Source organism: Halomonas kalidii, from assembly GCF_030010475.1.
In the GTDB taxonomy this organism is placed as follows: Bacteria; Pseudomonadota; Gammaproteobacteria; order Pseudomonadales; family Halomonadaceae; genus Halomonas; species Halomonas heilongjiangensis.
Genome location: NZ_JASCQN010000042.1, coordinates 151,295 through 161,967, shown reverse-complemented (window position 1 = coordinate 161,967; position 10,673 = coordinate 151,295). Strand labels below are relative to the sequence as shown.

At 67.3% G+C, this 10,673-nt stretch carries 10 protein-coding genes; 1 reads left to right on the top strand and 9 read right to left on the bottom strand.

Features of this window, described 5'->3' with window-relative positions; translation table 11 throughout:
* The first annotated feature begins 89 nt into the window (after nt 1–89).
* Complete coding sequence (gene ettA, locus QLQ85_RS14480; protein ID WP_407650393.1) at nt 90–1,730, top strand: energy-dependent translational throttle protein EttA; 1,641 nt, start codon at nt 90–92, stop codon at nt 1,728–1,730.
* A gap of 105 nt (nt 1,731–1,835) precedes the next feature.
* Here ettA and QLQ85_RS14475 read toward each other — a convergent pair whose 3' ends face one another.
* The 9 genes from QLQ85_RS14475 to surE form a co-directional block, all read right to left on the bottom strand.
* Nucleotides 1,836–1,991 carry a DUF1328 domain-containing protein gene (locus QLQ85_RS14475; protein ID WP_282722132.1) on the bottom strand — a complete coding sequence of 52 codons (156 nt, stop codon included), beginning with the start codon at nt 1,989–1,991 and terminating at the stop codon, nt 1,836–1,838.
* Between the two features lie 134 nt (nt 1,992–2,125).
* Nucleotides 2,126–3,040 carry an LpxL/LpxP family Kdo(2)-lipid IV(A) lauroyl/palmitoleoyl acyltransferase gene (gene lpxL, locus QLQ85_RS14470; protein ID WP_282739649.1) on the bottom strand — a complete coding sequence of 305 codons (915 nt, stop codon included), beginning with the start codon at nt 3,038–3,040 and terminating at the stop codon, nt 2,126–2,128.
* An 11-nt stretch (nt 3,041–3,051) separates the two neighbouring features.
* On the bottom strand, nt 3,052–4,158 hold the full coding sequence (alr, locus tag QLQ85_RS14465) for an alanine racemase (RefSeq protein ID WP_282739648.1): 1,107 nt from the start codon (nt 4,156–4,158) through the stop codon (nt 3,052–3,054).
* Between the two features lie 150 nt (nt 4,159–4,308).
* Entirely contained in the window at nt 4,309–5,763 is a 1,455-nt protein-coding gene (locus QLQ85_RS14460) for a TolC family outer membrane protein (RefSeq protein WP_282739647.1), read from the bottom strand.
* Between the two features lie 126 nt (nt 5,764–5,889).
* The gene (gene rpoS / locus QLQ85_RS14455; protein WP_282722128.1) at nt 5,890–6,891 is read right to left on the bottom strand and encodes an RNA polymerase sigma factor RpoS; all 1,002 of its coding nucleotides are present in this window, start codon (nt 6,889–6,891) and stop codon (nt 5,890–5,892) included.
* Nucleotides 6,892–7,019: 128 nt separating this feature from the next.
* Entirely contained in the window at nt 7,020–8,243 is a 1,224-nt protein-coding gene (locus tag QLQ85_RS14450; RefSeq protein WP_282739646.1) for a peptidoglycan DD-metalloendopeptidase family protein, read from the bottom strand.
* A complete protein-coding gene (locus tag QLQ85_RS14445; RefSeq protein WP_407650395.1) occupies nt 8,236–9,222 on the bottom strand; it encodes a DUF368 domain-containing protein in 987 nt (328 codons plus the stop codon). Before QLQ85_RS14445 ends, QLQ85_RS14450 begins: the two co-directional genes overlap by 8 nt.
* A 35-nt stretch (nt 9,223–9,257) precedes the next feature.
* Nucleotides 9,258–9,938, bottom strand: a complete 681-nt coding sequence (locus QLQ85_RS14440; protein WP_282722125.1) for a protein-L-isoaspartate(D-aspartate) O-methyltransferase — start codon at nt 9,936–9,938, stop codon at nt 9,258–9,260.
* Nucleotides 9,925–10,671, bottom strand: coding sequence for a 5'/3'-nucleotidase SurE (gene surE, locus QLQ85_RS14435; RefSeq protein WP_282722124.1), 747 nt, complete (start codon nt 10,669–10,671; stop codon nt 9,925–9,927). Before surE ends, QLQ85_RS14440 begins: the two co-directional genes overlap by 14 nt.
* Nucleotides 10,672–10,673: the final 2 nt, after the last annotated feature.

The following is a 10,673-nucleotide window of genomic DNA, read 5'->3' as shown; positions in this document are numbered from 1 at the left end:
GATTTTTTCCACCAAAAACATAATCTTAGAGGTGAATTGCTTTGTCAAAAGGTAACAAGACTGGCACAACAGGATCTTACGTCTACACCATGAACCGGGTGGGCAAGGTCGTGCCCCCCAAGCGCGAGATCCTCAAGGACATCTCGCTCTCCTTCTTCCCGGGCGCGAAGATCGGCGTGCTGGGCCTCAATGGCGCCGGCAAGTCGACCCTGCTGCGGATCATGGCCGGGGTCGACACCGAGTACAACGGCGAGGCCAGGCCGATGCCGGGCATCAACGTCGGCTACCTGCCCCAGGAGCCGCGGCTCGACGACGACAAGAACGTCCGCGAGACCGTGGAGGAGGCGCTGGGTACCATCAAGAAGGCCCAGGAGGAGCTCGACGCCGTCTATGCCGCCTATGCCGAGCCGGATGCCGACTTCGACGCCTTGGCCAGCGAGCAGGCCAGGCTCGAGAACATCATCGAGGCCGCCGACGCCCACAACATCGAGCGCAAGCTCGAGGTGGCCGCCGAGGCCCTGCGCCTGCCGCCCTGGGAGGCCCGGGTCGGCCACCTTTCCGGCGGCGAACGGCGCCGCGTGGCGCTATGCCGCCTGCTGCTCTCCAGCCCCGACATGCTGCTGCTCGACGAGCCCACCAACCACCTGGATGCCGAGTCCGTGGCCTGGCTCGAGCGCTTCCTGCACGACTACTCGGGCACCGTGGTGGCGATCACTCACGACCGCTACTTCCTCGACAACGTGGCCGGCTGGATCCTCGAGCTCGACCGCGGCCAGGGCATCCCCTTCGAGGGCAACTACTCCGACTGGCTCGAAGCCAAGGAGAAGCGCCTGGGGCAGGAGGCCAAGCAGGAGGCCTCGCGCCAGAAGGCGATCAAGCAGGAACTGGAGTGGGTGCGCAGCAACGCCAAGGGCCGCCAGGCCAAGAGCAAGGCGCGCCTCAACCGCTTCGAGGAGATGCAGTCCGGCGACTTCCAGAAGCGCAACGAGACCAACGAGATCTACATTCCGCCCGGCCCGCGCCTGGGCGACAAGGTGATCGAGTTCCACGGCGTCACCAAGGCGTTCGATGACAAGCTGCTCTACGAGGACCTCTCCTTCACCGTGCCCAAGGGGGCCATCGTCGGTATCGTCGGCGGTAACGGTGCCGGCAAGTCGACCCTGTTCAAGCTGATCAAGGGCGTGGAGCAGCCGGACGGCGGCGAGGTGGTACTCGGCGACACCGTCGACATCGCCTACGTCGAGCAGCTGCGCGATGCCCTCGACGACAAGCAGACGGTATGGCAAGCGGTCTCCGACGGCCAGGACATCCTCAACATCAACGGCTACGAGGTGTCGTCACGGGCCTACGTAGGGCGCTTCAACTTCAAGGGCAACGACCAGCAGAAGTTCCTCAAGGACCTCTCCGGCGGTGAACGGGGTCGCCTGCAACTGGCCCAGACCCTGAAGCAGGGTGCCAACGTGCTGCTGCTCGACGAGCCATCCAACGATCTGGACATCGAGACCCTGCGCGCCCTCGAAGAGGCGCTGCTGGCCTTCCCCGGCTGTGCCATGATCATCTCCCACGATCGCTGGTTCCTCGACCGCGTCGCCACCCATATCCTCGCCTTCGAGGGCGATTCCCGGGTGGTGTTCTTCGAGGGCAACTATCAGGAATACGAGGAGGATCACCGCCAGCGCGTCGGCAACGATACCCCCCACCGCATGAAATACAAGCGCATCGACGCCTGAGGCGACGACGGTCGCGCATGCCCGAAGGCCCCACCCCGGTGGGGCCTTCGTCGTTCCGGTGAGCGGTAGTCTACCTGGGTAGAATGGTTCGGGTGTCAGGTGACGTCAGCGCCGCCCGCGGATCAGCGACACCACGAACAGGATCAGGAACAGCACGAAGAGAATCTGGGCGATCCAGGCGGCGGCTCCGGCGATACCGGAGAACCCCAGAACAGCGGCGATGATCGCAATGATCAGGAACAGCATGGCGTTGCCAAGCATATGGAACCTCCTTTTCCGGTGGCGTTGCCGGCCGCCTCAGGGCAAGGATTTCGCCCGGCGGTCCCTTCAGGCTTGTCGCCCCGCCCCGAAGTTGCAAGTTACCGAAGGTTACACCTTGTGATGCCCGTCACCGGTCAATAGACCCCTGTCTCCCCTTGCGGACGCGTCTTGAAGCGCCGGTGAAGCCACAGGTACTGCTCCGGATGCTTGCGAATCGCGCCTTCGATGAAGGCGTTCACCCGCGCCGCATCCGACACCTCGTCACCACTGGGGAAGTCCGCCAGGGGCGGCAGGTACTCCAGGGTGTAGGTGCGGTCGTCGGGATTGCGATGGAACATCAGCGGCATCACCGGCGCCCCGGTCATGCGGGCTATCTTGGCGGTGAGCTTGACGGTCGCCGCCTCGACACCGAAGAAGGGCGCGAAGACGCTGGCATGGCGGCCGAAGTCCTGGTCGGGCGAATACCAGACGGCATGGCCCGCCTTGATTCGCCGCACCACCCCCCGCAGGTCACGGCGGTCCAGGGTCGCATCGAAGTAGTCGTGGCGGGCACGGCCCATGAAGCGGTCGAAGAGCGGGTTGTTGTGGGGCCGGTAAACCGCATCCGCCCGGAAGAACAGCGAGTGCAGCGCCGCCCCCAGATCGAGGGTCGAGAAGTGCACGCCGATGATCAGCGCCCCCTTCCCCTCGGCCTGTGCCCGGGCCATGTGCTCCTGCCCCTTGAAGGTCACCCGGTGACGCAGGTGCTCGGGATCACGGCACCAGCCGGTCGCCGTCTCGAGGATACCGATGCCGTTGGCGACGAAGGTGTCACGCACGAGTCGCTGCAACCGCTCCTCGTCGAGCTCAGGGAAGCAGAGCCGGAGGTTGGTCTCGGTGATGTGCCGGCGGCGCGGCACCAGTCGCCAGGCCAGCAGGCCGATGGCCTTGCCGAGCCACAACTTGAGGCGCCACGGCAGCCAGGCGGTGACGTGCATGGCGCCGATGGCGAGCCAGACGGGCCAGTAGCGGGGATGCGCGAAGGAGCTGGGGTAGTCTTTCCGTGACATGCCATTATCCGTCAGCCAAAACCGCCATGATACCGCCTCGGCACTCGGGGTAGCACCCCGGTGAGCAGGGTATAGCTGATGGTATCGCAGTACCGTGCCACCTCGTCCACCGGCAGCACCTCGCCGTTGGCCGCCCGTCCCCAGAGCACCACTTCGCTGCCGATCTCGGCACCGGGGATATCGGTGATATCCACCGTCAGCATGTCCATGGAGACCTTGCCGGCGATGGCGGTGCGCCGGCCCTCGACCAGCACCGGGGTACCGTCGACGGCGTGGCGGTCATAGCCGTCGCCGTAGCCTGCCGCCACCACGCCGATCCGCGACGGCCGCGGTGCCCGCCAGCGGCCGGCATAGCCCACCGGCTCGCCGGGGGCAAGCTCGCGCACGGCGATGAGCCGTGAGCGTAGCGTCATCACCGGCTTCAGCCGGCGGCTCGCCTCGCTGGAGGCTGCCAGGGGATCGCCGCCGTAGAGCATCACACCGGGACGGTTCCAGGCACCGTGGGCCTCGGGCCAGGCCAGGGTGGCCGGCGAGTTGGCCAGGCAGGTGGGCGCCCCCAGGCGTTCCGCCAGTGTTTCCAGCAACGCCAGTTGGTGCTGGAAGTAGCTCGGGTCCAGGGCGTCGGCAGTGGCGAAATGGCTCATCAGGTGCAAGTCGCAGGCATGCTCCGGCGCCGCGACGAGGCGTTTCCAGACCGCCTCGATCCGCTCGGGAGGGAAACCGAGTCGATGCATGCCCGAATCCACCTTGAGCCAGACCGGGATCGGCCGGGCCGGGCGATGGGTCAGCAGGGCGTCGAGTTGCCAGTCGCTGTGCACCACCATCCACAGCCCCAGCGCCTCGACCCGTTCGAGCTCGCTGGCCTCGAAGACCCCCTCGAGCAGCATGATCGGGGTAGCGATGCCCGCCTCGCGCAGGGTCACCGCCTCCTCGAGGCAGGCCACGGCGAAGGCCGGTGCCAGCCCCTCCAGCGCCCGGGCACAGGCCACCGCACCATGGCCATAGGCGTCGGCCTTGAGCACGGCGAGCGCACGGCTGTGGGGGGCCAGGTCACGGGCGAGGCGATAATTGTGGCGCAGGGCGTCGAGATCGATGTCGGCATGCAGCGGCCGGGACATGGCGGATTCCTGAAACGGCTGACGGAAGGATAAGAATTATCCGCCAGACCTATGGGCATTTCATGGAAAAAACCACCAAATTAATGATGGATTCCCGTCATCCTGATCGAAAGAGACCACATCGACAGCAGGATCTCATGCACCCACTTTTCACTCAGGCGGTTGGGGACGCTCGCCGATGTTCATCACCGGATCGGGGTTCGCCTCGTCCGGCAGGTCGAGGGAGACCGCCTGCTCGCTGCGCAGCCAGGCATTCACCGCCTGGATCGACTCGGCATCGAGCAAGCCCGCCTGCTGCTGCAGGCGCAGCAGGTCCAGCACGTAGTCATAGCGGGCCTCGGCGTGGTCGGCCACGGCATTGAACAGGTTCTGCTCGGCGTTGAGCACGTCGACGATATTGCGGGTGCCCACCTCGTAGCCCGAGCGCGTGGCCTCCAGGGCACTCTGGTTGGAAATGATTGCCTGGGCCCGCGCGTCCACGGTCTCCACGTCGTTGCTGACCTGGGTGAACAGCGAACGCACCTGCTGGACGGTATCGCGACGCTGGGCCTCGAAGTCGTACTGGCTCACCTCCAGGGTGAAGCCGCTCTGGCGGATCTGCGCCCGGGTGGTACCGCCGGTGTAGAGCGGCAGGCTCGCCCGTAGGCCGAGCTGGCTCGAGGAGTTGTAGCCCGAGACACCGCTGCGATCGTTATCGGCATAGTTGTAGGCGGCGAAGGCCTCCACCGTCGGGAGCTGCCCGGCGCGTGAGACGTCGAGTTCGCTGCGCGCCACCTCGACGCCGGCCTCGGCCATCTGGAGTACCGGGCTGTTGGACATGGCGAGCGAGACCCAGTCGTCGCGACCGAGCGGCTCGGGGGGAGCGATGGGGATATCCGCGGCCAACCCGTCGATGCTGTCATAGCGCTGGCCGGTGAGCCGCTCCAGGGCCTCGAAGCTGACCTGCATGGCACTCTCGGCGGCGACGCGCTGGGCCCGAGCCAGATCGAAGGAGGCCTGGGCCTCGTGGACCTCGGTGATGGCGATCAGGCCCACCTCGAAGCGCTCGCGGGCCTGCTCCAGCTGGCGGCTGATGGCGGTTTCCTGGGAGCGCCGGGCGGAAAGGATGTCGTGGGCCCGCAGGATCTCGAAATAGGCCTCGGCCACGTCGAACAGCAACTGCTGCTCGGTGGCGGCCAGCGACAGTGCCTCGCGGTCGATCTGCCGCTCGGCCGTCTCCAGTTGGGCACGCCGGGTGGCATCGAATACCGACTGGCTGGCCTCCAGGTTGAGGCCGAGGCCGTTGTAGTTCTCCTCGTCCTGGATACCGACCCCAGCTCCATCGGGGATCCCCTGCTGGAAGCCGTTGCTCTGGCTCGCGTAGATCCGGTCATGGGTCAGGCTGCCCCCGGCCGAGAGCTGGGGCAGCAGGGTGCCGCGCTGGATGTCGCGTCCCGCCTCCACCGCCGAGAAACCCGAGCGGGCAGAGGCCAGGCCGGCGTCGTTGTCGAGGGCATCGCGGGTAACGGCCCAGAGATCGGCGGCCTGGGCCGAGCCGGCGACGGCCAGCCCCATCAGCAGGGCCAGGCCGCGGCGAACCAGGCGAGGGGGGTGCGAACGAGGCATGGTGCGAAATTCCTGGTGAGAGTCAGAACATGATGCCGATTGTCCGTCATGATCGATCATCACTTGGCAGAACATCGGTACGCCGGCGGACGATCGGCACCGACGCACCGCCCTGTCGGCACCTGCTCACTCGAAGATGGCGTCCAGCGAGAGCCCCTGCTTGTCGAGCAGGCGGCGCAGTTTCTTCAGCGCTTCCACCTGGATCTGGCGTACCCGCTCGCGGGTCAGTCCGATCTCCTCGCCCACCTGCTCCAGTGTCGCCGCCTCATGACCGCGCAGGCCGAAGCGGCGCACCACCACCTCCATCTGCTTGTCGGTCAGCTCGGCCAGCCACTCGTCGACGTGCTGCTTGACGTCGCCATCGACCAGCGAGGACTCCGGCCCCTGGTCGTTGTCATCGGCCAGGGTCTCGATCAGCGGCTTGTCGCTCTCGCCGCCCATGGGGTAGTCGACCGAGGAGACCCGCTCGTTGAGCCCCATCATCTTCTTGACGGTCTCCACCGGCTTGTCGAGGTAGTCGGCGATCTCCTCGGCGGTGGCCTCGTGGTCGAGCTTCTGGGTCAGCTCACGGGCCGCCCGCAGGTAGATGTTGAGCTCCTTGACCACATGGATCGGCAGGCGGATGGTGCGGGTCTGGTTCATCAGCGCCCGTTCGATGGTCTGGCGGATCCACCAGGTGGCGTAGGTGGAGAAACGGAAGCCGCGCTCGGGATCGAACTTCTCCACCGCGCGGATCAGGCCCAGGTTGCCCTCCTCGATCAGGTCGAGCAGCGACAGGCCGCGATTGAGATAGCGACGCGCGATCTTGACCACCAGGCGCAGGTTGGACTCGATCATCCGCGAGCGCCCCATGGGGTCGCCCTTGCGGGCCAGGCGGCCGAAGTGGACCTCCTCCTCGGGGGTCAGCAGCGGCGAGAAGCCGATCTCGTTGAGATAGATCTGGGTGGCGTCGAGGCTGTGATGGTAATTGCGGTCCTCACGGCTCAGCGCCTTCTCGAAGGCCTCGTCATCGCTGGTGGTATCCTCGTCGCTATCGACCACCTCCCCTACTTCCTCGATGCCCTCGACGTCCGAGCCTTCTTCCGACTCGAGATTCACATCCTGAAGGTCCCGTTCAAGCATGCTCATCGGTTGCTACCCCATGGTTGCGACTTGTCACCGTATGACTCCTGACAGCAGGAGCGGCGCTTGCGGTTATTATTGTGTTACGTCCCAGTGGCAATGCATGCAGCATTCCGCCCGACGAACCGCTGCGGTCAACGCGGCGGCAGGAATTCCAGGGGATCCTGAGGCTGGCCGTCCTTGCGCACCTCGAAGTGCAGCCTGACGTCCTCGGCATCGCTGTCGCCCATGGTGGCGATCACCTCTCCGGCCTCGACCACGTCGTTCTCGCTCACCCGCAGGCTGTCGTTGTGGGCATAGGCACTCAGGAACTGGTCGTTGTGCTTGAGCAGGACCAGGTTGCCGTAGCCCCTCACCCCGCTGCCGGCGTAGACCACGATCCCGGGTCCGGCTGCCATGACAGGTTGCCCCTTTTGCCCGGCGATATCAATGCCGGCGGTGATGGTCGAACCCTCGCCGAAACGCCCGACGATCTCGCCGTCCACCGGCCACCGCCAGGCCACCTCGTCGACCGGTGTGTAACTGCGCCCGTCGCGGTCCTGGCGCGGCTCGCTGGACCCGGCCACCGCCGTGCCGGCATCGGGGCCGGGGGGCGCTGCCTCCTGGCGCCGTTCGGGTTCGGGCTCCGCCTCCGGCTCGCCCCGGGCCAGCTCGCGGCTCGGCTCCTCCACCGGCTCAGCGGACTGCTCGGCAGACTCCACCGGCTCGGCGGACTGCTCGGCAGACTCCCTCGGCTCCGGCTGGCGCTCAGCCTGCTCCTGCCCGGCGCGGCGCTCGGCCAGATCCCGCTCGCTGAGCGAACCATCGGCACCGGGGCTGTCGTAGTCGTATACCGGGCCGGGGCCCTGACCCGATCCGGTCACCCCGGCGGCACTCTCCATGGCCACCTCGCTGGGGCCATCGACCCCTCCCTCGTCTTCCAGGCGCTCGGCGGTCAGGCGACGGTTGCGCTCGATGGCCTCCTCATCCGGCAGCAGCCAGTCCATGTCGCTGCCTGGCTCGGCGGACACCTGCCGGCCACCGAGCCCGGTGGCCACCACGCCGGTGCTGCCGGACTCTCCGCCGGAAGACGCCTGCGCCGCGGCTTCGCCCTCGGGGGTCAACGCCAGCTGCTGGCCGGGCTGGATCTGGTAGGGAGGACTGATCCGGTTAAGCCGCGCCAGGTCGCGGTAATCCATGCTGTGACGCCAGGCGATACCATAGAGGGTGTCGCCGGCCTCCACCGTATAGGTGCCGGCCGCCGTGCTCTCGCGGCTGGCGGAGAGATCCCGGACCTGTACCTGGGGAGCCTGGCCCTGCTGGGCGGCACAGCCCGCCACCGCCAGGGCCAGGCCGGAAATCAGCAATACCTTACGCATCGGAGCCTTCCTCCTTGTTGTCTGACCGATGAGAAGCCCCGGGCTCATGGGACGCGCCGGGCTCATGGGAATCTGGGGATACCGGCGCTGCCGGCGGGGTACGTCGTCCGGTGCGACCGAGCAGCAGTACCAGCGCCGCCCCGGCCAGCATCAGCGCCACCACTCCCGGGAGCTGCGCGGCATCGCCGGTCAGCTGGGCATAGCCGCCCGGGGTCAGGTAACGGTAGTCCAGCGGGATCATCTGCCCTTCCGGGCCAAGCTGATAGCGTACCAGCTCACGCCAGGGCCAGAGTACCTGCAGCGACCCCACGATGAAGCCGACCAGCAACTGCAGGGTGGCGGTGTGATGGTGGCGCAGCAGCCAGGAGAGCAGGCGCGAGAAGAAGAACAGGCCGAACAGGCAACCCAGCCCGAAGATCGCGATCAGGCCCAGGTCGAAGCTGCGGATGCCCTGCATCACGGTGCCGTAGAGGCCCATGGTCAGCAGCAGGAAGCTCCCCGAGACCCCCGGCAGCAACAGCGCACTGATGGCGATGGCGCCTGCTGCCATCAGCATCAGGTTGGCGTTGCCGAGCTGGGAGATCAACGGCATCAGTGACGGCAGCCAGTGGGCCAGCAGTAACCCGGCCACCAGCGGCAGCAGGTGCCACCACTTCCAGTCGGCGGGATGGCGACTGACCACCACCGCCGACGCCGCCACCAGGCCGAAGAAGAAGCCATTGAGCAGCAGCGGATGGTCGTCCATCAGCCAGACCACCAGGTGGGCCACACTGACCAGGCTGGCGAGAATCCCGGCCAGCAGTGGCAACACGAAGGCGAGGTTGAGGTGCGCCGCCAGCATCGGCAGGCCCCCGCGACGCCAGGCGACGAAGGCACTGGGGCCGAACTGCTTGATGGAGTGGATCAGCTCCTCGTAGATGCCGGTGACGAAGGCGATGGTCCCGCCGGAGACGCCGGGCACGGCGTCGGCGGCCCCCATGCCGGCGCCCCTGAGAAAGATACCCAGATGTCGCTTCAACGAATGACTCCTTCCAGCAGCGGCACGAAGCGTACCGACTCCAGCCGCTGTTGCTCGAACTGGCTACCCTGGCGCTGCACCCGTGTCAGCCATTGGCGCCCCCGGGCATCGGCCAGGGGCGTGATCAGTACCCCCTCCTCGCCGAGCTGGGCCAGCAGCGGCGCGGGAAGTTCCGAGGCGCAGGCGGTCAGCAGGATGACGTCGAAGGGGGCCGCCTCCGGCCAGCCATGGCCGCCGTCGGCCAGCCGCAGCCGCGCCTGATAAGCACCCAACTGCCGCAGCCGCTGTCCCGCACGACGGTGCAGGGCATTGATCCGTTCCACCGACCAGAGTTCCGATACCAGCCGCGACAGCACCAGGGTCTGGTAGCCGGAGCCGGTGCCGATCTCCAGCACCCGGGCCGGCCGCTCCTGGATCACCAGCTCGGTCATGCGCGCCACCATCCACGGCTGGGAGAGCGTCTGGCCGTGACCGATGGGCAGCGCCGTGTCCTCGTAGGCGCGGTGGGCCAGCGCCTCGTCGAGGAACAGGTGACGCGGTTCCCGGGCCATCACCTCCAGCACCCTGGGATCGCGGATGCCCTGGTCGGCCAGGCGGGCGACCATCCGGTCACGGGTTCGCTGCGATGTCATGCCGACCCCTTGCAGCAGATCGGGGCGTAGATCAGGTGAGTGCATCCAGCCAGCCCTGCACGTCGTCGAGCGCTGCATGCCGGGTCAGATCGGTCTGCAGCGGAGTGATGGAAACGAAACCCGCCTCCACGGCGGCGAAGTCGGTATCCGGCCCGTCGTCGGCGTTCTCGCCGACGGCCGCGATCCAGTAACGCACGCGGCCACGGGGGTCGCGCACCTCCAGCGGGCGAGCCGCCGGCCCACGATACCCCAGGCGGGTGACCCGGAAGCCCTGGATCTCGTCCCAGGGGAGGTCGGGCACGTTGACGTTGAGCAGGCTGCGCGGCGGCAGCGAGAGCTGGTCGGCCGCGCCCACCAGGCTGGCCGCCACTCGGCCGGCGGTGTCGAAGTGACGCGCGCCGACCAGCGACATGGCGATCGCCGCCATGCCCAGGTTGCGCCCCTCCATGGCCGCGGCCACGGTCCCCGAATAGAGCACGTCGTCGCCCAGGTTGCCACCGTGATTGATACCGGAGATCACCAGGTCGGGCTTCTCGTCCCAGACCCCGTTGACCCCCAGGTAGACACAGTCCGCCGGGGTGCCATCGACGCTGTAGAAGCCGTTGTCGAGGGCGGAGAGCGCCAGCGGCCGGCTCAGGGTCAGGGAGTTGCTCGCCCCGCTCTTGTCGCGATCCGGCGCCACCACGCGCAGCTTCGCATGGCGGACGAGGGCATCATGCAGGGCGCGCAGCCCCGGCGCATGCACCCCGTCATCGTTGGAGAGCAGCAGTCGTCGCATCG

What these genes read in the sequence shown, in the direction of transcription:
- lpxL (WP_282739649.1), bottom strand. Translation starts at nt 3,040, where the DNA reads ATGTCACGGAAAGACTACCCCAGCTCCTTCGCGCATCCCCGCTACTGG.
- QLQ85_RS14445 (WP_407650395.1), bottom strand. Translation starts at nt 9,222, where the DNA reads ATGGGGGCCGCCGACGCCGTGCCCGGCGTCTCCGGCGGGACCATCGCC.
- QLQ85_RS14440 (WP_282722125.1), bottom strand. Translation starts at nt 9,938, where the DNA reads ATGCACTCACCTGATCTACGCCCCGATCTGCTGCAAGGGGTCGGCATG.
- QLQ85_RS14450 (WP_282739646.1), bottom strand. Translation starts at nt 8,243, where the DNA reads ATGCGTAAGGTATTGCTGATTTCCGGCCTGGCCCTGGCGGTGGCGGGC.
- ettA (WP_407650393.1), top strand. Translation starts at nt 90, where the DNA reads ATGAACCGGGTGGGCAAGGTCGTGCCCCCCAAGCGCGAGATCCTCAAG.
- rpoS (WP_282722128.1), bottom strand. Translation starts at nt 6,891, where the DNA reads ATGAGCATGCTTGAACGGGACCTTCAGGATGTGAATCTCGAGTCGGAA.
- alr (WP_282739648.1), bottom strand. Translation starts at nt 4,158, where the DNA reads ATGTCCCGGCCGCTGCATGCCGACATCGATCTCGACGCCCTGCGCCAC.
- QLQ85_RS14475 (WP_282722132.1), bottom strand. Translation starts at nt 1,991, where the DNA reads ATGCTTGGCAACGCCATGCTGTTCCTGATCATTGCGATCATCGCCGCT.
- QLQ85_RS14460 (WP_282739647.1), bottom strand. Translation starts at nt 5,763, where the DNA reads ATGCCTCGTTCGCACCCCCCTCGCCTGGTTCGCCGCGGCCTGGCCCTG.
- surE (WP_282722124.1), bottom strand. Translation starts at nt 10,671, where the DNA reads ATGCGACGACTGCTGCTCTCCAACGATGACGGGGTGCATGCGCCGGGG.